This window comes from Brevibacterium sp. HMSC063G07 (assembly GCF_001810665.1).
In the GTDB taxonomy this organism is placed as follows: Bacteria; Actinomycetota; Actinomycetes; order Actinomycetales; family Brevibacteriaceae; genus Brevibacterium.
On record NZ_KV802321.1, the window covers coordinates 45,782 to 71,530 of the forward strand.

At 63.2% G+C, this 25,749-nt stretch carries 23 protein-coding genes; 19 read left to right on the plus strand and 4 right to left on the minus strand.

Annotated features, from left to right (window positions below):
* Nucleotides 1-5: 5 nt before the first annotated feature.
* A complete protein-coding gene (locus HMPREF2757_RS00250) occupies nucleotides 6-1,091 on the minus strand; it encodes a polyprenyl synthetase family protein (protein ID WP_070572288.1) in 1,086 nt (361 codons plus the stop codon).
* Nucleotides 1,092-1,210: 119 nt separating this feature from the next.
* On the opposite strand from HMPREF2757_RS00250, the gene dinB reads away from it, so the two are divergent.
* Together dinB and HMPREF2757_RS00260 are read left to right on the plus strand one after the other, a co-directional pair.
* Nucleotides 1,211-2,434 (plus strand): DNA polymerase IV, encoded by a 1,224-nt coding sequence (dinB, locus tag HMPREF2757_RS00255; protein WP_070572290.1) that lies wholly within the window; start codon nucleotides 1,211-1,213, stop codon nucleotides 2,432-2,434.
* Nucleotides 2,435-2,527: 93 nt separating this feature from the next.
* Nucleotides 2,528-2,932, plus strand: a complete 405-nt coding sequence (locus tag HMPREF2757_RS00260; protein ID WP_070572292.1) for a DUF3040 domain-containing protein — start codon at nucleotides 2,528-2,530, stop codon at nucleotides 2,930-2,932.
* A gap of 140 nt (nucleotides 2,933-3,072) precedes the next feature.
* On the opposite strand, the gene HMPREF2757_RS00265 is transcribed toward HMPREF2757_RS00260, so the two are convergent.
* The 3 genes from HMPREF2757_RS00265 to HMPREF2757_RS00275 are packed head-to-tail and all read right to left on the minus strand — an operon-like array spanning nucleotide 3,073 to nucleotide 7,423.
* Complete coding sequence (locus HMPREF2757_RS00265; protein WP_141750113.1) at nucleotides 3,073-5,352, minus strand: transglutaminase TgpA family protein; 2,280 nt, start codon at nucleotides 5,350-5,352, stop codon at nucleotides 3,073-3,075.
* Entirely contained in the window at nucleotides 5,352-6,473 is a 1,122-nt protein-coding gene (locus HMPREF2757_RS00270) for a DUF58 domain-containing protein (protein WP_070572297.1), read from the minus strand. Before HMPREF2757_RS00270 ends, HMPREF2757_RS00265 begins: the two co-directional genes overlap by 1 nt.
* A complete protein-coding gene (locus tag HMPREF2757_RS00275; RefSeq protein ID WP_070572298.1) occupies nucleotides 6,470-7,423 on the minus strand; it encodes an AAA family ATPase in 954 nt (317 codons plus the stop codon). The genes HMPREF2757_RS00270 and HMPREF2757_RS00275 overlap by 4 nt, the downstream gene beginning before the upstream one ends.
* A gap of 340 nt (nucleotides 7,424-7,763) precedes the next feature.
* On the opposite strand from HMPREF2757_RS00275, the gene mraZ reads away from it, so the two are divergent.
* From mraZ to HMPREF2757_RS00360, 17 genes are all read left to right on the plus strand, one after another.
* A complete protein-coding gene (mraZ, locus tag HMPREF2757_RS00280; protein ID WP_070572300.1) occupies nucleotides 7,764-8,195 on the plus strand; it encodes a division/cell wall cluster transcriptional repressor MraZ in 432 nt (143 codons plus the stop codon).
* Between the two features lie 159 nt (nucleotides 8,196-8,354).
* Complete coding sequence (gene rsmH / locus HMPREF2757_RS00285) at nucleotides 8,355-9,326, plus strand: 16S rRNA (cytosine(1402)-N(4))-methyltransferase RsmH (RefSeq protein ID WP_070572302.1); 972 nt, start codon at nucleotides 8,355-8,357, stop codon at nucleotides 9,324-9,326.
* Nucleotides 9,323-9,871 carry a cell division protein FtsL gene (locus HMPREF2757_RS00290; RefSeq protein ID WP_070572304.1) on the plus strand — a complete coding sequence of 183 codons (549 nt, stop codon included), beginning with the start codon at nucleotides 9,323-9,325 and terminating at the stop codon, nucleotides 9,869-9,871. Before rsmH ends, HMPREF2757_RS00290 begins: the two co-directional genes overlap by 4 nt.
* 8 nt (nucleotides 9,872-9,879) lie before the next feature.
* Nucleotides 9,880-11,655 (plus strand): peptidoglycan D,D-transpeptidase FtsI family protein, encoded by a 1,776-nt coding sequence (locus tag HMPREF2757_RS00295; RefSeq protein WP_070572306.1) that lies wholly within the window; start codon nucleotides 9,880-9,882, stop codon nucleotides 11,653-11,655.
* Nucleotides 11,652-13,145 (plus strand): UDP-N-acetylmuramoyl-L-alanyl-D-glutamate--2,6-diaminopimelate ligase, encoded by a 1,494-nt coding sequence (locus HMPREF2757_RS00300; RefSeq protein WP_070572310.1) that lies wholly within the window; start codon nucleotides 11,652-11,654, stop codon nucleotides 13,143-13,145. Before HMPREF2757_RS00295 ends, HMPREF2757_RS00300 begins: the two co-directional genes overlap by 4 nt.
* A 13-nt stretch (nucleotides 13,146-13,158) precedes the next feature.
* A complete protein-coding gene (gene murF, locus HMPREF2757_RS00305; protein WP_070572312.1) occupies nucleotides 13,159-14,601 on the plus strand; it encodes a UDP-N-acetylmuramoyl-tripeptide--D-alanyl-D-alanine ligase in 1,443 nt (480 codons plus the stop codon).
* A complete protein-coding gene (gene mraY / locus HMPREF2757_RS00310; RefSeq protein ID WP_070572314.1) occupies nucleotides 14,598-15,689 on the plus strand; it encodes a phospho-N-acetylmuramoyl-pentapeptide-transferase in 1,092 nt (363 codons plus the stop codon). The genes murF and mraY overlap by 4 nt, the downstream gene beginning before the upstream one ends.
* 7 nt (nucleotides 15,690-15,696) lie before the next feature.
* The gene (murD, locus tag HMPREF2757_RS00315; protein ID WP_226829354.1) at nucleotides 15,697-17,289 is read left to right on the plus strand and encodes a UDP-N-acetylmuramoyl-L-alanine--D-glutamate ligase; all 1,593 of its coding nucleotides are present in this window, start codon (nucleotides 15,697-15,699) and stop codon (nucleotides 17,287-17,289) included.
* Nucleotides 17,286-18,539, plus strand: coding sequence for a putative lipid II flippase FtsW (gene ftsW, locus HMPREF2757_RS00320; protein WP_070572315.1), 1,254 nt, complete (start codon nucleotides 17,286-17,288; stop codon nucleotides 18,537-18,539). Before murD ends, ftsW begins: the two co-directional genes overlap by 4 nt.
* Nucleotides 18,540-18,541: 2 nt before the next feature.
* Nucleotides 18,542-19,699, plus strand: a complete 1,158-nt coding sequence (locus HMPREF2757_RS00325; protein WP_070572317.1) for a UDP-N-acetylglucosamine--N-acetylmuramyl-(pentapeptide) pyrophosphoryl-undecaprenol N-acetylglucosamine transferase — start codon at nucleotides 18,542-18,544, stop codon at nucleotides 19,697-19,699.
* Nucleotides 19,700-21,091: a UDP-N-acetylmuramate--L-alanine ligase gene (gene murC, locus HMPREF2757_RS00330; RefSeq protein ID WP_070572319.1), complete on the plus strand. Its 1,392-nt coding sequence runs from the start codon at nucleotides 19,700-19,702 to the stop codon at nucleotides 21,089-21,091.
* A complete protein-coding gene (locus HMPREF2757_RS00335; protein WP_141750114.1) occupies nucleotides 21,088-21,852 on the plus strand; it encodes a cell division protein FtsQ/DivIB in 765 nt (254 codons plus the stop codon). Before murC ends, HMPREF2757_RS00335 begins: the two co-directional genes overlap by 4 nt.
* 102 nt (nucleotides 21,853-21,954) lie before the next feature.
* Nucleotides 21,955-23,127: a cell division protein FtsZ gene (gene ftsZ / locus HMPREF2757_RS00340; RefSeq protein WP_070572323.1), complete on the plus strand. Its 1,173-nt coding sequence runs from the start codon at nucleotides 21,955-21,957 to the stop codon at nucleotides 23,125-23,127.
* Between the two features lie 52 nt (nucleotides 23,128-23,179).
* On the plus strand, nucleotides 23,180-23,884 hold the full coding sequence (locus HMPREF2757_RS00345; RefSeq protein ID WP_226829352.1) for a purine nucleoside phosphorylase YfiH/LACC1 family protein: 705 nt from the start codon (nucleotides 23,180-23,182) through the stop codon (nucleotides 23,882-23,884).
* Between the two features lie 75 nt (nucleotides 23,885-23,959).
* The gene (locus HMPREF2757_RS00350) at nucleotides 23,960-24,451 is read left to right on the plus strand and encodes a cell division protein SepF (protein WP_070572326.1); all 492 of its coding nucleotides are present in this window, start codon (nucleotides 23,960-23,962) and stop codon (nucleotides 24,449-24,451) included.
* A 73-nt stretch (nucleotides 24,452-24,524) separates the two neighbouring features.
* Nucleotides 24,525-24,824, plus strand: coding sequence for a YggT family protein (locus HMPREF2757_RS00355; RefSeq protein WP_083304014.1), 300 nt, complete (start codon nucleotides 24,525-24,527; stop codon nucleotides 24,822-24,824).
* Nucleotides 24,825-24,977: 153 nt separating this feature from the next.
* A complete protein-coding gene (locus HMPREF2757_RS00360; RefSeq protein ID WP_070572328.1) occupies nucleotides 24,978-25,691 on the plus strand; it encodes a DivIVA domain-containing protein in 714 nt (237 codons plus the stop codon).
* The last annotated feature ends 58 nt before the right edge of the window (nucleotides 25,692-25,749 follow it).

A 25,749-nucleotide genomic window follows, 5' to 3' on the forward strand; every position in this document is an offset into this window, starting at 1 on the left:
ACAGCTCAGCTGGAGCGGACGGTCAGGGACTGCGCGTAGCTGCGCAGGACTTTGTGTCCATCCGGGTCCAGGCCCAGTTTCCCGAGTGCATCCAGCGCTGCCTCGGAATCAGCGACTTCTCGTGCTATGAGCTGCTCCATGCGCTCGAGCGCTCCAGAAGAACGGATGAGGTCCGTCATCTGCGCGATGTCGTCAGCGGTTTTGCGCTCAGTTGCCAGGGTGCGGACAAACCAGTCGCGTTCTTCTTCTGACAGCGCTTCGAGGGTGTAGCCGACCAACACTGTCTTCTTTCCTTGGCGCAGGTCATCCCCTGCGGGCTTGCCGGTGATCGCCGGGTCGCCGAATACGCCCAGTTCGTCGTCGCGCAGTTGGAAGGCCCGCCCCAGGGGCAGGGCGAAAGCGCGCAGCGCATCTACGACCTCGTCATCGGCACCGGCAATCGACGCGCCGACGGCGAACGGCTGCTCCACGGAGTACTTCGCTGTTTTGTAGGTGAGAACTTCCCATGCGCGATCAGTGACCTCGGAAGCACTCACGGGTGCGTCCTGGACGTAGATGTCGAGGAACTGGCCGAACATGACATCGCGGCGCAGGTCGTTGCGCGCTGCCAGTGCCGCGGGAGATGCTGCGTCGGGCAGACCCGTCAGGGACCAAAACTCTTCGGACAGTGCCAGGCACAGATCGCCGGCGACTATTGCCGTGGCGATTCCAAAGTGTTCGCTGTCGCCGGCAAAGCCGTCTCTTCTGTGCAGCGCTTCAAACTGCCGATGCACAGACGGTGCACCCCGCCGGGTGTCGGAGGCGTCAATCACGTCGTCGTGGATCAGCGCTGCGGCGTGCAGAAGTTCGACGGCGGCCGCAGCGTTCGCGATGCCGGGGTGGGTGTCGGCGCTGCCGCCAGCGATTTCGAAGCCCCACCAGGCGGCGAGAGCGCGGATGCGCTTGCCGGATGCCGTGAAGTCCAGAATCGGCCGCATGAGGTGTTCAGCTGTCGGCGACAGCGCGGTGAAGCGACTGGCGGTGCGATCGAGGCCCTCGCGCAGAGCAGCATCGACCAGGCGACGGACGTCAGACGGATCTGTAAGGCTCATGCCCTAAGCCTAAACGGGCCGCAGTCTGCGGTGGGCCCGGCCCGAAACCGCAGCCGCGGCTGACTGCGCGTTGCGGGCCGTGGGGCGTCAGCCCGCGTACGATGAGTGGGGGAGGACGTATGAGCAGAAAGCAGCTGGACCGCACCGGCGGTGACCTGACCGGCCTGGGCGACGACGACGCAGGCTGCACGATCCTCCATTTGGACATGGACGCGTTCTTCGTGTCCGTCGAACGGCTGATCGATCCTTCGCTCAACGGCCGTCCCGTTATCGTCGGCGGACGCAGCGGGAGGGGAGTGGTCTCCTCGGCAAGCTATGAGGCGCGCGCCTACGGCGTACATTCGGCTATGCCGATCGGCCGGGCCCTGGCGCTGTGCCCAGGTGCCGTGGTCGTACCGCCCACAAAGGGCGTCTACTCCGAGTACTCACGCCGTGTTTTTGATGTGGTCGGCGACATCACCCCGGATTTCAGCCGTGTCAGCGTCGACGAGGGATACATCGATGTTTCCGGTGCGGTGCGCAGGCTGGGCAGCCCCGCGAAAATCGCCCTGCAGCTGCGGCAGACCATTGCCGAGAAGACCGGCCTGCCGTCCTCCATCGGCCTGTCGAGGGCGATGGTCGTGTCGAAGATCGCCTCGGCACGAGCCAAGCCCAACGGACAGCTGGTGGTCCCGGTGGGCAAAGAGGCGCAGTTCATGGAGTCGATGCCCGTCACGGCGCTGCCCGGAGTCGGGCGGGCCACGCACGAAACCCTGTCTCGCTACGGTATTCGCACGATCGGCGACTTGGCCCGCCAGTCGCCGGTATGGGCGGCGAAGACTCTTGGGTCAGCCGGCCCAGCGCTTATCGGATACGCGCAGGGGCGCGACAGTCGGACAGTTCACGAAAAGGCCAAGGATCATTCGATCAGCGCTGAGAGCACGTTCGACGAAGACATCTACCAGCTGGAGCGCCTGCGAACCGAACTTCTTCGTCTGACCGACAGGGTGACTGCCCGAGTCCGCGCGGAGGGGCTCGCCGCAGGCACGGTCACGCTGAAGTTTCGCTCACCGGATTTCACCACCACCACCCGGGCAGTCACCCTGCCGGCGCCGACCGATGTCACCGGTGAGGTGTACGAGGCGCTCCTCGGGGCTCTCGAGGCGGCCGCGGCTAAGCGGACGGGAGCCAGACTGCTGGGTGTGGCGGCATCGAATCTTCAGTCGGTCGATGTTGTCGGCAGGCAGGAGACCTTAGAAGGCGAGGGGCGGTCAACGCGGGAATCCGATATTGCCGTCGACGAAATCCGCAAGAAGTTCGGCGCGAACGCCATCTCCGCAGCATCGCTTCTGCCACCGGAATAGGAACTTTTTCTCCGCCCATGGAACTCAAAGACTCATGTGGCACTATCATTGGTCATATCGACTTCAGGAAGTTTTGGGCAGGAAGTTCACACTATGGCTCTTTCAGATCACGAACAGCAGCTTCTCGACCAGCTTGAACAGCAGCTGCGAAGCGAAGATCCCGGCTTCGCCCAGAACATTTCACGCCCTGCTGAAGACGCGCCTGGGCTGCGAATCTCACCGCGTCGACTCGTTCTGGGAATCGTCATACTCGTTTCCGGTCTGGCGGCGGCAATCGCCTCGCTGTTCTTCTTCACTATGCCGATGGCCGCTGTAGGCGGTGTTGTCGGCTTCGCCGCCATGGTCTTCGGCGGCTACTACGCAGTGACCCCGGACGAAAACGCCGCGGCGTCTTCCCCCAACAGGGCATCAGCCCCTCGGGGCTCTGCCGCTCCCAAGCGCCGCTCGTCCTTTATGGAGCGCATGGAAGACCGCTGGGACAAACGCCGGGAAGGCTGAATCGCGCGCAAGAGCGCTATCGGAAACAAAAGCGCCGGCGGCGGTGGAGAATTCCACCGCCGCCGGCGCTTTCGGCAGTTCCCGTGCTGGGCAGCCGACCCGGCTGAAACTGCCTGCCCGCAGTCATAGCGGACGCTGTCCTATTTTCGTCTGTGGAACACGCTCGCAGGCAGAACGGTCTTCACTGCACGCTGCAGCCGGGGCAGACGGCCGAAGAGCTCGCTGCGAACATCGAGAGCCAGACCGCGGCTGTCATCTGCCCTGAGGCTGATGTCGGCGTTGCCGTAGCGCTGAGCGTCCGATGCCTGCGCGGCGCTTTCGAGTTCCGCCGCACTTTCGGGAGCGTGCTCAGCCAGAGCGGAGGCGGCAGCCGGTGCCGTCATCGACGAGCGGATGGGAAGCCCGGCATCGGCGGCGGTCGCGGTGATCTCGTCCCACAGTCCGACAGCCCCAGCCCTGAGCCGGCGACGTCGCTGGGCAGAGCGGACGATCACGGGCAGAAGCAGGAACGCAAGGACCACCGCAGCGGCAAGCGTCAGCCACACCCACGGCGGAACGTCAGCGGCGGCGTCAGCGGCTCCGGGGTCTGAAGAATCGGATTCCTCATCCTCTGCACCACCGGCGTCGTCAGTTTCTTCCGGAGTCGGTTCCGGACTTTCGGATGTGGGCTCTTCCGTCGGCTCGGCATCCTCGGACTGCCCACTGGCGGTCGTCCAGGCGGGGATCTCACCAACGGGACCGCCGGGGGTCGGTTCGAAGCGAACCCAGCCGATGTCGTCGAAGAACAGCTCCGGCCAAGCGTGGGCCTGGGCAAAAGTCACCTGGTACTGGCCGTCACCTGTTTCTGTGCCGGCGGTGAAGCCCACACCAATCCGCGTGGGGATGCCCAGCGAGCGGGTCATAGAGGCCATGGCAGCTGAGAACTGGACACAGTAGCCCTTCTTCTGGCGCATGAAATCCGCCAGTGCTGAACTGGAGGCCTTCGTCGGAGCTTCGAGGGAGTAGGTGAAATCGCCGCTGTGGAAATACGCCTGAATGGCGGCAGCCTTAGCCCACTGCGATTCTGCGTCCTTCGTGAGCTCTCGCGCCTTGTCGGTGATGTCCGCAGGAACGTCGTTCGGCAGCTGAGTGTATTTCTGATCAGCCGAACGCCCCGCATCGGCGCCGGCGTCATCGAGTTCCTTCGCAGTCGGCTGCACGGAAAGGTAGTCAACCGAATAGCTCAGTCCCCGCGATGTCACGCCGCTGCCTACGATCGTGAGCGTCTTCGGGTCGTACAGCCACTGTGGGCCGGCGCTGTGGGTTTGTGTGGGAGCGAAGGGAGCCGGCAGATAGGCCTGGTCGAGATTGCCGATCGAGAACTCGGCGCTCTGCTGAGCGCCTGCTGGGGCGTGCTTCCGTGCATTGGCCAAGCCGCCGTCGGCAGTGCGCGACCTGCTCAGCGGGAACTCAGCTGGCTTCCACACTTCGCCGTCGAACTCACTGACCGAAGTCAGGCGGATGGGTTCGACACCGCCGGGGTCAGTGGTCGTGTAGGTGAACACCGGGTCATCTGACGGGTTCTGCAGATCCTTGCGGAGGGTGAGGAACGGATTGATGATCGTGAGATCTTCAGTGCGCTCACTGGAGTAGTGGGGAGTTGCGGTGATCGCCGGCAGCACGGTGGGCAGACCGATGCCCAACACGAGAGCCAGAGCACCGGCCAGCAGAGCAGTCCCGGGAAACCGGCGCAGGCCGTTTCTGGCCCAGGTGACAACTGTGCCGCGCTGGCGAAGGGCCCCGGCTCCAGGCCTAGTGGCGGCCGTGTGCTTTTCATTGCCGACAGCCGACTCTTCGCTGCCGGGCGCTCTGAACACCGAACTCGCATACTCCGTCAGAAGAACCGTGATGAACGCGGCGCTGATCGCTGCCATGTGGACCGGCTTGGTGTGCACCGAAGCGAAGTACACGGGAAAAGCCCACACCGTCAGCAGCAGAAGTGCCGGCGCCTTCGATACGCGAAGGTCGGACACCAGGCCGTCGACTATTAGGGCCAGGAAGCCGAAGCCCAGAGTGAAGATTGTGATGAGCCCGCCGGTGATGGCCAGCGGAATCTGCTTGGTGGCCACGTCCTCGAAGCCTGCGCTGACCGACGACACGAGCGCCGAAATCGACGACGGGCCCGGAATGAAGCCGAGCGTGAGCGACTCGGGTACGCAGATGAGGAGCACGGCGAAGCTTGCCGCGAGGAACTGAACGAGGACCGCCAGCCCGGACTCGGAGACCTTCCGGACCATGCGGGCCAGCCAGCCGACGAACAGGGTGATGCCGATGACCGAGATGACCGGCACAAGAAGCTCAAGCCCGGAGAACATGGCGGTCGTGGCGTAGGCTGCCAGCGACAGCGCGGCAAACAGAAGAAGGGAGCGGACCATCTGCATCAGCGTCCCCTCCTTGCCGTCAGCGACCACTGAGCAGGCAGAACCGGTTCGTCTGCACCGCTGTAGACGGCAGCCGAATCGGCAGCCCACACGTGGGCGCGCGCGGGAATGTTCACGTTGACGCTGCCGCGGCTGGCACACACGACGACGGTCTCGACGTTCTGCGGAAGGCGCACGCTCCCGGGCACACTGCGACCATCCGCCTGGGCGATCGCCAGCTCGGCGTGCGGCAGGTCCAGCGAGCGGGCTTCAATCTGAATGTCCTCATCTCCGCACAGCAGGCGAACGTCATAGCCGGCGGCGAAGTATGCGCGCACTGCCGCGGCAGCGGCGGCTGCGAGCGTTTCGAACTGTGTGCCGGCCTCGGTCTGGGCGGACGACGGCTGAACGCCTCCGTCGAGGACGACGATCGCGGTGGCGTGTTCCTCTTCTGCTTCTTGGCGGACCGCAAGCTCACCCAGGCGGGCGGTGGTCTTCCAGTGGATGTATCGCAGATCGTCCCCGGGTGCGTATTCGCGAGTGAAGTAGTCGCGGGTTCCCCTCCCGCGTGAGACCCGGTCGCTCGATACGCGCGATAGGTGGGCTGAGAGGGACTGCGGAATCCCGACCGGCGCTTCAGCCGGTGCTGCGGCAACATCGAGTGAGCCGGGAACCGCGCGCAGTGCCGCAGTCAGACCAAAGGGTCCGCTGACAGCTGCCGAGAGCTTCTCGACCCCGGTCATTCCACGGTGAGTGGGAACGAAAACCGCCTGTACATCTGCATATCCCCGCGGCGGCAGGGCGCCGATGTGTGCGTTCTGATCGGTGCCGAATCCGGGTTTTGAGTGCAAGGTCAGATCAAAGGGCAGCAGGGGAGCGGGCAGGCGATTCGCCGCACGCACCGTGACGACGAGCTCGTCGCCGACCCTGGTGATTGCGGTGCCGTCCAGGGTCGGCGCGTCAGCCACCAGCTGTGCACTCAGCTGAGAACTGGTGATCAGAGCCGCCAGCAGGCTGAAGGCGACGAGGCCTATGAACACAATGCCCACGGGAAGAAGGCCCGGGAAGCCGAACCGGTAGGCCGCGATGATGAGCGCTGAGCCGAGGATGATGAAGACCCAGCCGGAGGTGTTGATCCTCATGCCGAAACCGGCACCCTCCTGACGACGTCGGCCACAAGCTGCTCGGCGACATCGGGGGAGTCGGAGTCCTGGGGAATAACGCGGTGGGAAAGGACTGGGACAGCCATAACCTGCACGTCGTGCGGTGTGACATAGCCACGGCCCTCGAGAACGGCATTGGCCTGCGCGGCACGCAGCAGAGCCACCGATCCTCGCGGTGAAACGCCCATGCGGATAGAGGCGTCGCTGCGGGTCTCAACAACCAGGCTCACTATGTAAGTGCGAAGTTCGTCGGTCGCCGGGAGGGCCGCCACCGCCGTGCGAAGGGCCGTGAGCTCTTCTGTGGTGGTTACTGGCGAAAGCCGGTCGAGCGGATCCGGGCCCACGTGGGAGCCGAGCATCGAAACTTCGTCGGCCAACGAGGGATAGCCCACGGAGGTGCGCATGAGGAAGCGGTCGCGCTGGGCTTCCGGAAGTGCGTAGGTGCCCTCCATTTCAATGGGGTTCTGGGTTGCGACAACCATAAACGGATCAGGCATGAGGTACGTGGTCCCGTCGATTGTCGCCTGAGATTCGGCCATGGCTTCCAGAAGGGCTGACTGCGTTTTGGGGGAGGCGCGGTTGATTTCGTCGGCGATGACGATGTTGGAGAAGATCGGCCCGGCTCGAAACTCGAAGTGGCGAGTCTCCTGGTTGAACAGATTGACGCCCAGAACGTCCGAGGGCAGCAGGTCCGGGGTGAACTGGATGCGTCGAACGGTGCCGCCCACAGAGCGGCTGAGCGCTTTGGCCAGCAGGGTTTTGCCTACGCCGGGAACGTCTTCCAGCAGAAGATGACCGCCCGCAAAAAGCGATGTGATTGCCAGGCGGACGGTATCGGCTTTGCCGTCGAGTACCGAACTCACCGCGTGAGTCAGTCGCGAGGCGACTTCTCCGTAGTGCTGAATTGCTTCGGGCGAAGGTGTCGTCATAGGCACCATTCTGCCCCACACCCTGGGCCCACTCCACTTTGCTCCCCACTTTCTCCCACTGGTCACTCCACTTTCCTCCCCACGCGCCCCCACTTTCCTCCTCAGAGGCCTAAGCGGGGCTGTTCTGGTGGGCATTTCGGTGGGGCTGACCGCCGTTGGGCCCAGGTTGGAAGCGTTTTCGGGCCCTGGCGGCCGACTCGCCCCACTTTCTACCACCGCTGTGACCAGGCAAAATACTGGGCCTAGGTCCAATTTTGGGCCCTGGGGAGGACATGGTGGGGGAAAGTGGAGTATAGTGGGGCGCATCGGAGTCATGTGGCTTCGAAAGGGGTGAGACGACATGTTCCTCGGCACGCATAATCAGCGGCTCGATGACAAAGGTCGTCTTCTCCTGCCCGCAAAGTTCCGTGAGGAACTGGCCGGAGGTCTGGTCATCACCCGTGGTCAAGAGCGCTGTCTCACCCTGTTCTCGACCCGGGAGTTCGAAACCGTCCACGAGCAGCTTCGCGCCGCTCCCATGACGAGCAAGGACGCCAGGGACTACCTCCGCGTGTTTCTTTCCGGGGCTTCGGCTGAGCAGCCGGACAAGCAGGGGCGGTTCACCATTCCGCAGATCCTGCGCCGGTACGCATCACTTGACCGCGATGTCGCAGTGATCGGCATGGGAAACCGTGCTGAGATCTGGGATTCAGCTCTGTGGGAGGAGTACCTCGCACAGACCGAGCAGGGATTCGCCGACCGAACCGACGAGGTGATTCCCGGAGTTTTCTGATTGTTGGTCCGAAGACTCCGTCCGACCGAACACAGGGTTTTGGAATACTTCCCCGATTCCAAAGCCAGGAAGTCCTGACACACTTCCCCGGTGCCAGGGCACGGCCGGACGGGGTCTTAGGTTCAACAGCCGCGAAGAATGAGAAGAAGGAGGATGACAATGAGCGTCTACCCGCACGTACCCGTCCTCCTGGACAGGTGCGTTCAGCTGCTGACCGTGGGCATCGAAGCCGTCATCGAAGCCGGGGACACCCCCGTTGTTGCGGACATGACGCTCGGCATGGGCGGTCATTCAGAAGGTGTGCTCGAATCCAGCGACGACGTGCATGTCATCGGCATCGACAGAGATCCCGAAGCTATCGCCATTGCAAGCAGCAGGCTTCAGCGCTTCGGCAAGCGCTTTACGCCGGTGCACGCGCGTGACGACGAACTCGGTGCGATCCTTGCGCAGCGCGGCGTGCGCTTAGCTGGGGTCCTCTTCGATCTCGGTGTGAGCTCACTGCAGCTCGATGACGACGACCGCGGCTTCAGCTATTCGCGCGCAACCGCACTCGATATGCGGATGAACGCAGAAGACGCCCTGACAGCGGCAGACATCCTCAATACCTACCCCCAGGCGGAACTGGCTCGCATCATCTCCGAGTACGGCGAGGAGCGCTGGGCTGACAAGATCGCCTCTGTCATCGTCGAAGACCGCCAGAAACGGCCGTGGGAAACCACCGACCAGCTGGCAGAAATGCTGCAGCGGGTCATTCCCGAACCCAAAGGGCAGCGCAGACGCTCGCACCCAGCCAAACGGACGTTCCAAGCACTGCGCATTGAAGTCAATGCGGAGCTGGACATTCTTCGCTCCGCCCTCCCGCAGGCCCTCGAAGGCCTGCACGTGGGCGGAACCGCGGTCGTCGAGTCCTACCAGTCCCTCGAAGACACCATCGTCAAGAAGCTCTTCCGGGCCGGCACCGTCAGTGCGGCACCTCCGGAATTGCCCGTCGTGCCCGAACACCTGCAGCCCTGGCTGAAAGACCTGACCAGGGGAGCAGACAAAGCCGACGCAGAAGAAATCGAGACCAACCCGCGCGCAGCGAGTGTGCGCCTGAGGGCAGTGCAGAAGACAAAGGAGAAGCCGCAATGAGCCACGCAGTCAAAACGGCCGCTCCCCGAAGTCGCCCGCAGAAGCAAACAGAGCAGAGCAAACCGAAGCTGCGCCTCGTCGTACCGGAAATTGCTGAAGCTCGGTCCTCTTTTTCTCTGCTGTGCGTAGCCACCATCGTGGTGGGGCTGGCACTCATTCTGGTGACGAACATCTTCATCAACCACAGCACCTACCGCGTGCAGGAGCTCAGCACCGAACGCGACAAGCTGACGGATGACCGCGACCGCCTCGCTGAAGACCTCTCGTACCGGATGAGCCCGCAGAACATCGAAGACTCAGCGAAAGCTCAGGGTCTGAAGCCCGCAGCATCCATTAAGTTCATCCGCGAAGATGGCACAATAGTCGATGCCCCACAGGGCGAGGACAAAGCGCCCGACGGCAATGTCCCGGGGCCTCGCAAAGACGCCCGCGACGACATCAAACCGAACCTGAAATCCGACGAGCGGCTGCCGGTAGTCGGCGGCAGCAGCGGAGCGCTCAACCCGCCGAAGCTCCAAGAGCCAAACGAACAGGCCGACAAGTAAGGGAAACTATGAATCCGCGTTCTGGTCGGTCCGCCAAGACCAAGCGGCAGCGCGGATTCATGATCCGCACGCGGCTGGTCGCCTTCTTCTCAGTGCTCGTGCTGATCGGCGTTCTCGGCCGACTCGTGTGGATTCAAGGGCTGGACGCTTCACAGATCGCTTCGCGCGCTCTCGCCGGGCGTCTTGTTACCCAGCCGCTTCCAGCAGACCGCGGCGTCATCATCGGTGCAGACGGGACAGTGCTTGCAGACAACGCCGACCGCTACCAGATAGTCGTCGATCAGGTGAACGTCGCAGCCTACAAAGACGATGACGACAAACCACTCGGCGCTTGGGGTGCGGCGAAGGCAATGGCCCCTGTCCTCGACACCGAAGCCGGCCTGATCTTCCCGAAGCTCAGCGGAGACAAAAGGTGGAATCCCGTAGCCACCGGCATCACCAGCGAAGTCTGGCGGGAGATACAAGAACTCGAAATTCCCGGCATCACAGCCGAGAAATACACCGTCCGCTCCTATCCCTCCGGTGCGGTCGCCGGCAACCTCATCGGGTGGGTCGGCTCTGACGGCGTGCCGCTGGCGGGCCTTGAACTGCAGCACCAAAAACAGCTTCAGGGCAAAGACGGCAGCAGACAGTTCGAAAAGGGGCTGCGCGGCGACATCATCCCGCTGGGCGAAAACGACACCAAGCCGCCGGTAAACGGCACCGGCCTCGAACTGACCATCGACCCCCAGATACAGCTGTTTGCGCAGCGTTCAATCGCTGCTGCAGTGAAAGATCACAAAGCCGAATGGGGCACGGTCGTCGTTGAGGAGATAGGCACGGGCAGGCTTCTGGCAGTTGCCCAGGCGCCCACCGTCGACCCCAACGATCCCGGCGGTGTCGACGGAGCCAACCGAGGAGCACGCGCATTCACCGACCCCGTCGAACCCGGTTCGACCGGAAAGGCCATTACGGCTGCAGCGCTCATCGAAGAGGGACTGGTCACACCGGAAAGCCGCTTCACGGTGCCGGACAAATGGAAAGCGCCCAACGGCGAAGAGTTCCGCGACTCCAGTCCGCACGCAGACGAAAAGCTCACCTTCTCCGGGATCATCGAACAGTCATCCAACACCGGAACACTCATGGCCGGTCAGAAGCTCAGCCCGCAGCAACGCTACGACTACCTCACAAAATTCGGACTCGGCAAGTCCAGCGGAATCGACTTCCCCGGTGCGACAGCCGGCAGCGTCCACCCCATCGACAAATGGGACGGACGCACCGCGTACACCGTCATGTTCGGCCAGGGAGTCTCCGCAACCACGCTGCAGAGCGCTTCAGCGTTCGCCACGCTCGGCAATGGGGGAGTGCGCGTACCCCAGCAGCTCGTAAAGGGAACCGTGAACGACTCCGGCCGGGTTTCGGAGATCCCGCCGAAAGAAGGCACCCGCGTTGTGAGCGATCAGACGGCGGCCTCGGTGATCACCATGCTCGAAGCCGCCGTTGCCGAGGGGACCGGCACATCCGCACAGATCAAGGGCTACCGGGCGGCCGGAAAGACCGGAACAGCCCAGATTGTCGAGACCAGCGACCGGGAGAGCGGCTACACCGCGAACTTCTCCGGTGTGGCTCCAGCAGAAAATCCGAAACTCGCCGTGAGCGTCACACTGCAGCGACCCACCAAGGGATACTACGGTGGTACCTCTGCCGCACCGGTGTTCTCAGAAGTCACCGGATACGCGCTGCGGCAGATGGGCGTTGCCCCATCGACTGAAGAACCGAAACTGATTCCGAAAGAATGGAAATGATGAAGCTGAGCGAACTCCCCGGCGGAGCCGTCGTTCACGGGGATGGGAACATCACCGTCAGCGGTGTGAGTCTGGACTCCAGGACCGTATCGCCAGGCGGACTGTACGCGGCCCTTCCGGGAGCGAACGCGCACGGAGCGCAGTTCGCCCAGCAGGCACTCGACCGCGGCGCCGCAGCGATCCTCACCGATCAGGCCGGACGAGACCTGCTGTCGGAAGCGGTTGGCGACATTCCGGTCCTCTGCCACCCGGCACCTCGGGCGGTCCTCGGTGACATCGCTGCCGCAGTCTACGGAACAGACCCGCAGGCCCCGGCCCTGTTCGGCATCACCGGAACCAACGGCAAAACCACGAGCACCTTCATCCTGGACGCCCTGCTGCAGAAGCTCGGCAAGACAACAGGGCTGATCGGAACGGTAGCCACCGTCATCGCCGGGCAGGAACAGCCGAGCGCCCGAACCACCCCGGAAGCTCCCGACCTGCACCGTCTGTTCAAAGACATGCGCGACCAGGGCGTTGAAGCGTGCTCCATGGAGGTGTCCTCCCACGCGCTGAGCCAGCACCGGGTCGACGGCACGCACTTCACCGTGGCAGGTTTCACCAATCTGTCCCAGGACCACCTGGATTTCCACGGGAGCATGGAAGAGTACTACCGCGCGAAAGCCCTTCTGTTCACACCCGAGTTCGCATCCCGGGGCGTCATCGTGCTGGCAGACGACTGGGCACGCCGACTTGCGCGGGAGTCGCAGATCCCCGCAGCCACCGTCGCCGCCGGTGTCGAAGACTCAGCAGACTACACGATCGGCGATGTCGACGGCCTTGCGTTCACCCTCAGCGGTCCGCACGGCAGCATCCGCGCCCAAAGCCCGCTGCCGGGGGATTTCAACATCAGCAATACCGCGCTGGCGCTTGCCATGCTGCTCGAATCCGGTGTGTCGGCAGAAGAGCTCGCCTCAGCGGCAAAGGACTTCAGCGTTCGCGTTCCCGGCCGGATGGAAGTCGTATCAGAACACGCCCCGCGCGCCATTGTCGACTATTCGCACACTCCCGACGCAATTGAAAAGGCTCTCTCCGGTCTGGCAGGTCAGCCCCTGGTCGTGGTGTGCGGTGCGGGCGGAGAACGCGACCACGGCAAACGTCCCCTCATGGGCCGAGCCGCAGCGGAGAACGCAGACGTCGTCATCATCACCGACGACAACCCCCGCAGTGAAGATCCTGCGACCATTCGCGCCGAAGTCATCAGCGGTGCCCGCGCAGCGGTCTCTGACGGCACCAGCCGGGCTGCCGCCGACGCTGTCGTCGAGTACGCCAGCAGGCGAGAGGCAATTGAGGCGGCGGTGGCGGCAGCGGGCACCAGTGGCACTATCCTGGTTGCCGGCAAGGGTCACGAACCCGGCCAAGACTACGGCGAGACCAAGCTGCCATTTGACGACCGTGAAATAACACGCGCCGCCGTCTCACAGTGCGGTTCTCCCACGGCTAACCGGTAAGGTCTGAAGGGATATGAAGGAATTCACTGCTGAAGAAATCGCCCAGGCCACTGGCGGCGAACTCTACGGAATCTCACCGGACGCGGTTCTCTGCGCCGGTGCCGTCACAGACTCCCGCGAAGTGGGCCCCGGTGACATCTACGTCGCGCGCACGGGGGAGAACCACGACGGCCTCGAATTCGCCGCCGCGGCCGTGCAGGCCGGTGCGGCGCTCGTCATCGCCGAAGCCGTTCCGTCCGTCGACGGCGAGCACCTGCCCTCGTGCGTCGTCGATGACGCAACCGCGGCTCTTGGCCAGCTGGCAAAGGCGAATGTCGAAGCGCTGCGCAGCGTGGGTGAGCTCACGGTTGTGGCGATTACGGGCTCTGCCGGAAAGACCACGGTCAAAGACCTCGCTGCAGCGCTGCTGTCGACAGCCGGAGAGACCGTGTGGCCGCCGAACTCCTACAACAACGAAGTCGGTGTTCCGCTCACCGCGCTGCGTGCCGGTGCCAGCACTCGGTACCTCGTGCTCGAAATGGGCGCACGCAACATCGGCAACCTCGCCTATCTGACTTCGCTCGTGCGCCCGGACATCGCCGTCGAACTCGGAGTCGGTTCGGCGCACGCGGGAGTCTTCGGGTCCATCGAGAACACCGCTCGAGCCAAGGCCGAGCTCGTCGAATCGCTCATCCCCGGCGGAACCGCGGTGCTCAACGGCAATGATCCGCGCGTGCGCTCCATGCAGTCGGTTCTGGCTGAGGGCGTGGACACCCTGTTCTTCGGGACGAATGTCGACGAGGGCGTCTGGGCCTCTGACGTCGACATCCAGCCGTCGGGCCGCACGGCCTTCGACCTGCACCTTCCCGATCATCCAGAACCGCTTCACATCGAACTTGCGCTGCTGGGCGAACACCACGTGTCCAATGCGCTGGCCGCCTCGGCTATTGCGCACCTGTGCGGTGTCGCTCCCAAGGACATTGCAACCATCCTCGCCACATCCGGCGCTGCCAGCCGGTGGCGCATGGAGCTCATTGACTCGCCCAACGGCGTCACCGTCCTCAACGACGCGTACAACGCCAACCCAGACTCGATGCGCGCGGCCCTGAAGACCCTCGCCGCCATGGGCGCGGGGGATGCCGACCACCCGCCTCGTCGGACCTTCGCGGTTCTGGGCGAAATGCTCGAACTCGGAGACGAATCAGCTGAGGCACACTACGAGATCGGCCACCTGGTGGTCCGTCTGAACATCACCCGCACCATTGCCGTCGGCCAGGGAGCTCTGCCCATCTACCAGGCGGCAAACCTCGAAGGCTCCTGGGGCAGTGAAGCGGCCTGGGTGCCCACCGTGACGGAAGCCCGCGAACTTCTGGCATCTGAAGTCGAGCCCGGTGACATTGTTCTGTTCAAGTCCTCCCGTGACGCCGGTCTGCGATACCTGGGAGACGAATTCGCAGGAGTTTCAGTAGCGCAATGATCGCAGTCGTCCTCGCCCCGTGCTTTGCCCTGTTGTTGACCCTGCTGGGCACGCCGCAGTACATCAAGATCCTTGTCAAGAGGAATTACGGACAGTTCGTTCGCGACGACGGTCCGGCATCCCACGCAACCAAGCGGGGCACGCCCACAATGGGCGGTGTCGTCATCATCCTGGCGACCCTCGTGGCCTATTTCCTGGCTCACCTGCTGACGGGCTCCCAGCCGACCATGTCGGGTCTGCTGGTCCTGTGGCTCATGACGGGCCTGGGCATTGTGGGCTTCTTGGATGACTTCATCAAAATCTCCAAGAAGCGCTCCTTGGGCCTGCGACCGGTGCCGAAGATGATCGGGCAGGCATTTGTCGGGGTGACCTTCGCCGTTGTCGCGCTGTTCTTCCCGAACTCCTACGGGGAAACTCCCGCAACCACCGCAATCTCGATTTTCAGGGACACACGCGTCGACCTGGCTTTTGCCGGTTTCGGTCTGGGCCTGGTCCTGTTCATCATCTGGGCGAACCTGGTCGTCACGGCCGTGTCGAACGCAGTGAATCTCACGGACGGCCTCGACGGTCTGGCCGCCGGCGCATCCGCGATCGTGTTCGCCGCCTACGTCCTCATGACCTCGTGGCAGTCCACACAGAACTGCGACCTCATGTCATCTGCTCGGGCCGGCTGCTACGAAGTGCGCGACCCGCGCGACCTTGCCATTGTCGCCGCGGCAATCGCCGCGGCCTGTGTTGGCTTCCTGTGGTGGAATGCCTCGCCCGCGAAGATCTTCATGGGAGACACCGGTTCGCTGGCGATCGGCGGTGCCTTCGGCGGTCTTGCGATCCTGTCGCGCACTGAGCTGCTTCTGGTGGTCCTCGGCGGCCTGTTCGTCATCATCACACTCTCTGTGATCCTGCAGGTGGGCTCGTTCAAGCTGACGGGCAAGAGGATCTTCCGCATGGCTCCGCTGCAGCACCATTTCGAGCTCAAAGGCTGGGCCGAGGTGACGATCGTCATCCGCTTCTGGATTGTGGCTTTGGTCTTCGCGGTCATCGGCGTTTCTCTGTTCTACGGGGAGTGGGTGTCCAACGTTGGCCGATGACGCAGTCATGCCCGCTGGCGATGCAGCCGGTGAGCAGCCGGTGCTCATTCCCGCCATCAGCCCGCCCGGAGCGGAGCCGGTGGACTACCCGAACAAAGACCGCATTCCAGAAGCGATCCACGGCCCGGAATCGTCTCTTGCAGGCATTGTCGTGTGCGTGACAGGGCTTGGGGTATCCGGCTACCCGATGGCTGTCCACCTGGCTGAGCGCGGAGCCGAAGTCATCGTCGTCGACGCCGATGCACAGCGTGACGAATCTGAACACGAGACAATTCTCAGGGTGTTTGACGTCGATATTCGCCGCGGAGCCGAACACGTTGAGAAGCTGCCGCGCACGGCTTCGGGCCGTCTGCCGGACCTGGTGTGCACCTCGCCGGGCTGGCGGCCGGACCAACCGCTGCTGGTCGACGCCGCCGAACACTGTGTTCCGGTGATCGGCGAGGTGGAGCTCGCCTGGCGCGTGCGCGGCGCCAACAGCGCCCCGTGGCTTGTTGTCACCGGCACCAACGGCAAGACAACCACCACCTCGATGCTCGATTCGATGCTCAAAGCACAGGGACTCCAGTCCAGGGCGTGCGGCAATATCGGCGCTCCGCTGCTGGAGGCGGTGCTCGATCCCGGTGCCGAAGTGCTCGCGATTGAGCTGTCGAGTTTCCAGCTGCACTGGCAGTTCTCCATGGCAGCCCATTCGGCCGCGGTGCTCAACCTTGCCGATGACCACCTCGACTGGCACGGCGGCTGGGACGGCTACGTGGCCGATAAGGCGAAGGTCTACTCCAATGTCCAGCTGGCGTGCGTGTACAGCTGCGAAGATTCCGCAACGCGCGAACTCGTCGAGGACGCCGAAGTGATTGAAGGTGCCCGCGCCGTGGGCTTTCGCCTTGACACGCCCGGCGTGGGTGAACTCGGCGTAGTCGGGGACGTTCTCGCCGACCGAGCTTTTGCCCAGCGCCGGCAGACCGCGGCCCAGGAACTCGGCTCACTTGAAGACGTCGCGCAGGCATCTGGAGCGCCCGGTGCGAAACCGGCAGACCACCAGGTGCTCAACGCTTTGGCCGCTGCTGCTTTGGCACGCAGCATCGGCATTGAACCGGCAGCTGTTCGCGACGGTCTGCGCAATCACCGGGTGGGTGACCACCGCAACGCAGTGGTCGCGCAGGCAGACGGTGTGACCTGGGTGGACGACTCTAAGGCCACTAACCCCCATGCCGCTGCCGCATCGCTGGCGGCGTGCGAATCGATTGTGTGGATCGCCGGGGGACTGGCCAAGGGCGCAGATTTCACTGACTTGGTTAAGAGCTTTGCCGACCGGATTCGGACCGCAGTTGTCATCGGCGCAGACTCTGCCGAGCTGATAGGGGCGCTCGAAGCCGCGAATGTCAACTACACGGTAGTTCCGCCGTCGGGTCCTGACGTTGTGGAGGACAGCCGAAGCCGTGGGGCGGATGTTATGCACCGGGCAGTCGCCGCGGCCGGGCAGCACGCCGCTGCAGGCGACACGGTGCTCTTGGCACCGGCTTCGGCCAGCATGGACCAGTTCCTCAACTACGCAACGCGCGGTGAACTGTTCGCCGACGCTGTGCGAGGTGCCCTGTCGTGACCGGAGCAGCCCCTTCCCGACGGCGGGGCTTCCGTGCACAGATCACCGAGCTGTCCGACAGGTGGCAGCGCCTTCTGGCGCGGAAGACGGCCACGTTCTACCTGATCCTCATTCCCGTCACGGCGCTGACCGGCGTCGGTCTGCTCATGGTGCTGTCGGCGTCATCGGTCACGTCCGGGGATGCGAGTGTCTCTTCGGCGTTCTCTGTCTTCCTGCGGCAGGCGATCTATGCGGCCTCGGGCCTGGCTCTTATGTTTGCAGTGTCCTTCACGCCCGTGAAGGCCAGCTTCCGCCTGACCTATGTGGTTCTGATCCTCAGTCTCATCCTGCAGGTGCTGCCGCTGACCCCTCTGGGTGTTTCCATCAACGGCAACCGCAACTGGATTCGCATCGGCCCCGTGCAGATTCAGCCGTCCGAGTTCGTCAAAATCGCTCTGGTGCTGTTCACAGCTCGCTACATGGCGCTCATGGTCCGCAGACCTTTCACCATTAAGAACATGGCGGGCTTTCTGTTCTTCGCCGGTGCTGCGGTTGTCCTGGTCCTCGCGGGTCAGGACCTGGGAACGGTCATGATCCTCTTTCTGGTGTTGGGCACCGCACTGCTCGTCGGGGGGCTTCCCAAACGCTGGATTTTCGGCCTGGCCGCTATAGCAGCCGTGTCCGTCGCGTTCTTCGTCATGACGAGCGAAAACCGCATGACCCGCGTTATGGCCATGCTTTCCGGAAGCAGCGGGGAAGCCGGTGATCCGCTCGGCGCCCACTGGCAGTCCGACCACGGCCTCTACGCCCTTGCATCAGGAGGGTGGCTGGGTGTGGGGCTCGGCGCCAGCCGCGAAAAATGGTCCTGGCTTCCCGAAGCCCACAACGACTTCATCTTCGCGATCATCGGCGAAGAACTCGGACTGCTGGGAGCAGCCGCTGTCATCGGCCTGTTTGCGCTTCTGGGCTTCGGGATCTACCGGCTCATGGTGCAGACCACGAGTGTTTTCGTCCAGACGGCTTCGGCGGCGGTCTTTGCCTGGCTTATCGGTCAGGCCGGGGTCAACATCGCGGTTGTCGCAGGAATTGCGCCGGTGATCGGAGTACCTCTGCCCTTTGTATCCTATGGGGGCTCGTCGATGCTCGCAGCGCTGATAGCCGCGGGTCTTCTGCTGTCCTTTGCCCGTTCAGAAACCGGGGTCGCTGCGGCTTTGGCCGAGCGGCGGTCGCGTTTCTGGGGCTCTTTGACCTTCCTTAAAAGGAGGAGCTGATCATGCTCAACGTTCTCTTCGCCGGCGGCGGCACAACGGGGCATATTGCCCCGATGCTGTCGATTGCCGATGATCTGCGGTTTCAAGATCCCGATTCCGACATCCTCATGCTCGGGACGGACGAAGGCTTGGAAAAGCGGCTCGTGCCCCAGGCCGGCTACCGCCTGGAGACAATTCCGAAGGTGCCGTTCCCGCGGGGACTGAACTCCAAGGCTCTCAGTTTTCCCTTCCAGTTCGCATCATGCATCCGGCAGGTGCGGCATCTGCTCAAGGAGCACAGAACCGACGTTGTCGTCGGAGTGGGCGGCTACGTCTGCCCTCCCGCGTACCTGGCTGCCAAATCGCTCGGCATTCCGATTGTTCTGCACGAAGCTAACGCGGTTCCCGGCATGGCCAACAAGCTCGGTGCCAAATACGCTCACCCATCGCACATCGGCTACACATTCGCCTCAACGCCAATGGCCGGTGACCACGTGGGCATGCCCATGCGCATTGAAATCGCTCAGGTGGACCGCACAGACGCAGGCCACCGAGCTCAGGCTGCGGACCGGCTGGGCATCAACCCCGAACTTCCTACCCTCGTTGTCACGGGAGGGTCATCCGGGGCGCAGAAGATCAACGAAGCATTTGCCGAGACCGCTGCGGAGTTCACCGGCCTTCAGGTTCTGCACATCACGGGAGCGGGCAAAGCCGATGAGCTGCGGGAAGCGGCGAAGGACTGCCCCGACTATCACGTGGTCGAATACGTCGACGGCATGGAGAACGCCTACGCTGCCGCGGATCTCATCGTGTGCCGTTCGGGCGCCGGAACGGTAGCAGAAGTCACAGTCGCTGAAGTTCCAGCGGTCTACGTGCCGCTGGCAATCGGCAACGGAGAACAGAAGCGCAACGCGGCTGATTCGGTCAATGCCGGAGCCTCGAAGCTCATCGACAATGCCGACTTCACTGCTGACAGTGTGCGAAGCACCGTCCTGCCCCTGTTGCGCGACGCCGACCGGCTTGCACAGATGAGCGCCGCCGCTCGGGGGCTGGACTTCCCCGTCAGCGCCGATCGAGCGATGACGGAGAAGATCTTTGCCGCAGCGGGTGCAGAACATCCCGACCGCGGCTATCCGTCCGAACGCCAGACCCGTCGTGAGCGCGACACAAAGGAGAGCTGAATGAAGCCCAACCTCAGCGAGCCCATCCACTTCGTCGGCATCGGCGGAGCGGGGATGTCCGGCATTGCCCGCGTCATGTTGATGCGCGGCTGCTCCGTCACCGGCTCTGACGCCAAAGACTCATCCGTCGTCACGGCTCTGCGCGCACAGGGAGCCAAGATCAACATCGGGCACAGCGCTGAAGCCGTCGACGGTGTGGGGACGGTTGTCGTGTCTTCTGCGATTCGCGAAAGCAACCCTGAACTGGCGGCGGCCCGCAGCAGGGGAATTCCAATCATCCACCGGTCGGAAGCACTGGCGGCGCTCATGGAGGGCTACCGCACGGTTGCGATTGCGGGCACTCACGGCAAAACGACCACGACCTCGATGACGACGGTGGCGTTGCAGGCATGTGGTGCCGATCCGTCCTTTGTCATCGGGGGAGTGCTGACGGCTGCGGGCACAAATGCCCACAGCGGAACCGGTGACGCCTTTGTTGCCGAAGCCGATGAGTCAGACGGGTCGTTCCTTCTGTACAGCCCGGAAATCGCAGTTGTCACCAATGTTGAGGCCGATCACCTTGACCACTACGGCAGCTGGGAGAAGGTCCGGGAGGCGTTCGCACAGTTCGCCCACAGGGTCGAAGAGAACGGCGGGGTGCTCATTGCCTGTGCCGACGATGCCGGCAGCCGCGAAATCGCCGACCTGGCGCGAAGCCGAGGAGTCCGCGTAATCGCCTACGGCACCTCGGCAGACGCGGACGTCCGGATTGTCGACGTCGAACACACCCACCAGTCCCAAAGCTTTGTTCTGGAAACCGCGAGCGGCAGGTCAGGCCGGTACGAACTGAGCCTGCCGGGGCTGTACAACGCGCGCAATGCAGCAGCTGCGCTGACGGTCGTGGCAGAACTCGGCCTCGACGTCGACGCGGCCGCGGAGGGGCTGGGGCGCTTCGGCGGCACCAAGCGCCGGTTCGAGCACAAAGGCACTGAAAGGGGCGTGCGGGTGTTTGACGACTATGCCCACCACCCCACGGAGCTGCACAATCTCCTCATCGCCGCCAAGCAGGTTGTCGACCCTGAACGCAGTGTGCGCGTCGTCTTCCAGCCGCACCTGTACAGCCGCACCCAGAATTTCCGTCGCGAGTTCGGTGAGGCTCTGGGCTTGGCAGATGATGTCATCGTCATGGACGTCTACCCCGCACGTGAGGATCCGATTCCGGGCGTGACCGGGGCGATCGTCGCCGCTGAGGTGCCGCTGCCAGAGGAGCAGGTCACTTTTGTCCCGTCATTTGCCGAGGTGGCAGATCTCGTTGCACAGCGATGCCGTCCCGGTGACGTTGTCATCACCGCCGGTGCCGGAGACGTGACAATCGTCGGGCCGGAGATTCTTGACGCACTGCGCAGCCGATGAGCACCTCGAGCCTTGACGAGCGCCGCAGGGAGCACAGGTCCCTGCGGCTGCGGCGGATGCTGCTGGCCTCCGCCGCAGCCGTCGGCGTGCTCGCCTTGGCAGCTGCCGCGTGGTTCAGCCCGCTGCTGGCACTCACGGATGTCAAAGCTGAGGGCCAGAAGCTCGTCAACGCCGATGATGTTGCCTCTTTCGTACTGGATCAGCATGGCGGAACACCGTTGCCGCAGCTGCGATCCCAAGAGCTCAAAGACGAACTCGCCGAAGAGTTTCCGCTTGCGCACAGCTTCGACATCAGCCCGGCGGGTCCGCGCACACTGCGCGTAAAGGTGCACGACCGGCAGCCGGCGTTTGTGGTCAAACGCGCCGAAGGCTGGGAGATCTACGACCCCGAAGCGGTTGTGCTGAGCAAATCCGACAGCAGGCCCAAGGGAGTTCCGCTGTACGTCGGAACGGCCGACCGGACCGGCATCGAAACCGCGTCCCAGCTCGTCAGCAGTCTGGGGGAGAACGCCGAGCACACCGCGGCCGTTGCTGTTAAGAGCCCCACGCAGACGGCCGTGGTCATACGGCACAGCAAGGACTACTCGGCCGTTGTGATCCTGGGCGAGCCGATTGACGTCGAGGCGAAGATCGCAACTGCGCGAACGGTCATGCAAGACGAACCGGCGGCCATCGACGTGCAGAGCACGGCAGTCCCGGCTGCCACGGACGAAGTGCCGGCGTGGGCGCGCGTGCCGCAGGACGCATATTCGCAGGGTTGACCGGCTAAGACACACCGCGCAGGTGGTTGCACACACATACCGCCTTTAATACCGTTCTGACGAAGACCATTATCGGCATCGACCGCTGAAAGAGGAATCGACTTGGCTGAATACCCCAATTCCGGAGCTGAGATCAAAGTTGCCGGTACCGGCGGTGGTGGTGTCAACGCCGTACAGCGTATGATCGACGCCGGTCTGCGCGGAGTAGAGTTCATCGCGATCAACACCGATGCCCAGGCCCTCGTCCTGTCCGAAGCAGACACCAAAATCGAAATCGGCCGTGAACTCACTCGCGGCCTCGGCGCCGGTGCCGATCCCGAAATCGGCAAACGCGCCGCCGAAGACTCGGAAGACGCCATCAAGGAGGCGCTCGAGGGTGCAGACATGGTCTTCGTCACCGCTGGCGAAGGCGGCGGCACCGGAACGGGTGCCGCTCCCGTCGTTGCGCGCATTGCGCGCAGCCTGGGTGCGCTGACGATCGGGGTTGTCACACGGCCCTTCACCTTTGAGGGGCGCCGCCGTTCGGAACAGGCAGAAGCCGGAATTGCCACGCTGCGCGAAGAAGTCGACACCCTCATCGTCATTCCGAATGACCGACTGCTGTCGATTTCCGACAAAAACGTCACAATCGTCGAAGCCTTCAACGCAGCAGACGAAGTCCTGCGCTCCGGTGTTCAGGGGATCACTGACCTCATTTCGACTCCCGGCTACATCAACCTCGACTTCGCTGACGTCAAGTCGGTTATGCAGGACGCAGGAACGGCACTCATGGGAATCGGCTCTGCCGTAGGAGAAGACCGTGCGATTCAAGCGTCGGAAGCTGCGATCTCGTCGCCGCTTCTGGAAGCCAGCATTGACGGTGCACACGGCGTGCTCATGCTCGTCCAGGGAGGCGAAGACCTCGGGCTGTTCGAAGTCAACGAAGCCGCCCGCCTGGTTCAGGAAGCGGCTCACCCGGAAGCGAACATCATCTTCGGCAATGTCATCGATTCAGCTCTCGGCGACGAAGTCCGCGTGACGGTCATCGCCGCAGGCTTTGACCCAACGCCCAAGGCTGAACGCGAAAGCCAGCCGCTGACTGCGGCAACTCCCGCAGCACAGACAGCTGCCGCACCGCAGGCGGCTGCGGCCACGCAGGCTGCGCGCGAAGACAGCCCGGCCCCGGAAGCCCCGGAGGTCGAAGCTGAACAGAAGAGCGATATCCCACAGGAACTGCCGGATGAGCGCGATGACTTCGGCGGCGACTCGCTCGACATTCCCTCCTTCCTGAAGTAGCGCCGTGCTGCAGGCCAGACACGTTCACAGCGGTTTGGCGGGGAAAGCTCACGTGGCTTTCACCGACCGTTGGGGCGGCTACAGCTTCGGGAGCTTCAATTCGCTCAACCTGGGCCGTTCGGTGGGAGACGACGACACGCTTGTTGATGCGAACCGCTCCGCCCTCGCTGCCGTTCTGTCTCTTTCGGCTGACAAGATCAGCTTTGTCAGCCAGGTTCACGGTGCCGATGTGCACCACGTGCAGACCGATGACGACATAGGCCTCGGACCGCAGGCGGACGCACAGATTACTGGCCGGCCCGGTGTTGGCCTGGCAATCCTCACCGCCGACTGCGTTCCGGTTGCACTCACTGCGCCGGATACCGGTCATGTGGGTGTTGTGCACGCCGGGCGTCGCGGAATGCTCGCCGGTGCTGCAGTTCAGGCGGCCGAAGAAATGCGTGCGGCCGGTGCGAAAAGAATCTCCGCATACATCGGTCCGTCCATCTGCCCGCGGTGCTATGAAGTCCCTGAAAGTATGCGGGAAGAAGCCATGGAGATTTGCCCGGTGTCCGGAGCGGTGTCTGCGGTCGGAACGGCTGCTGTTGACGTGTCCGGCGGTGTGGCTCACCAGTTGGCGAAGGCCGGTGTCGAAATCGCAGAGTTTTCGCGGACGTGCACATACGAATCTGCCGATCTCTTCTCTTATCGACGCGAGCAGATCACGGGGCGCACCGCAGTAGTGGCTTGGTTTGAACCAAGCGGCGACACGCCCTAGCAGGTCGGGATCTTTCCGCCTTTCGTGCTGTAGTTTCGTTAAGAGAGCTTCCCCCGGACGGCACCAGGAGGTCCCGTGTCTACTCTTAAGAAGATCGGCAACTACTTCGGCTTCGGCGAAGAAGGCTACGAGGACGGCTACGCGCCAGAAGAAGTGCGTGCTGAACAGCCAGAAGAGGTGCCGGAAACACCAACCATCGTTCCGAGTGAGCCTGAACCTGCGCCGGCGCAGGTCACTCCCATCCGCGCCTCCGTGCGCCCGGTAGAAACGGCGGCCCCCTCGACCATGTCTCGCATTCAGACTATTCATCCCCGTTCGTACAACGATGCCAAAATCATCGGAACCACTTTCCGTGAAGGCGTGCCGATCATCATGAACCTCTCCGCCATGGACGAAGCAAACTCCAAGCGGCTCGTCGACTTCTCCGCGGGTCTGATCTTCGGCCTGCGCGGATCCATCGAAAAGGTCACGAACTCGGTGTTTCTTCTCACACCTGAGAACATTGAAGTGACTGCAGAGGCAGACGGCGAAGAAGACTCCCAGGCAAGCTTCTTCAACCAGAGCTGAGCGAACCGACCGGGTACTCTAAGGGGGCGGCGGGACAACCATCCGTCGTCTTCTTCCTTCGAAAGGGCTGAGAGTGGGCTATCCATTCATCATCGTCGGCATGGTGCTCAACCTGTACGTGTACGTGCTCATCGCCCGTGTGATCCTCGATCTCATCCAGGTTTTCAGCCGAGACTGGCGACCTCAGGGCTTCATGCTCGCGGCGGCTGAAATCATCTACACGCTGACCGATCCGCCGGTGAAGGCGGTGCGCAAGGTGATTCCCCCGCTGCGCTTGGGCGGAATCGCCCTTGACCTCGGCTTCATCGTCGTTTTCATAGCGGTGCAGGTTGTGGCCGGGATCCTAATACGATTCGGTTACAGCATGCTGTGAGCGTGCTTTTCCGCACTCAGTTGTTTCTCAGAATCCGACACTTTCGATAGCACGAGTTGGCATTCGAAAAGACAAAACGCCCCGCTGTGGTCTAAAGTGTTATCTAAATCGTTCATCGATGTAGCAACTGTAATCTCGATAAAAGGTGGGCTCATGGCGCTTACGCCTGAAGACGTAGTTAACAAGCGGTTCCAGCACGTTAAGTTCCGTGAAGGTTACGACCAGGACGAGGTCGACGACTTCCTCGACGAGGTCGTTGTCGAGCTGCGCCGTCTGTACACCGAAAACGACGACCTCCGTCAGAAGCTTTCGGCTGCTGAAGCCAAGGTCGAAGATCTCGAGTCGAAGAAGGCGTCCTCGCCTGCCCCGGCTGGAACCTCCAAGGCCGACAACGCTCCGGTGGACCTTTCCGCGACCGCTCCGTTCAATCCCAAACAACTCGGTGGTTCCGCTCCTATTGGAGCTCCCTCCGCCGTATCGAGCTCGTCCGGCTCTTCCGCCGCACGCAGCTCGCGCAGCGGAGACCAGGACGCTCACGGCCTGATCGCCCTTGCCCAGCGCGTCCACGACGAACACGTTGCTGAAGGTGAGCGCACCCGCGACAGAATCATCGGCGAAGCCGAAAAGAAGTCCCACGAAATCCTTTCGGCTGCCGAAAAGAAGCGCGACGACACACTCAGCCAGCTGGAGGGCCAGAAGGCTTCGCTCGAACGCGAAATCGACGGTCTGCAGAACTTCGAGCGCCAGTACCGCACCCGCCTCAAGAGCTACCTGTCGGATCAGCTGCGCGACCTCGAAAGCTCGGGCACGCTCGCACCGGAAACCCTTTCGGGCAACAAGGTGGGCGGAAACCCGAACTCGCTCTGATATCCCATATGACAGAGGCGGCCATCAGAAGATGGCCGCCTCTGCTTGTATCCAGTCC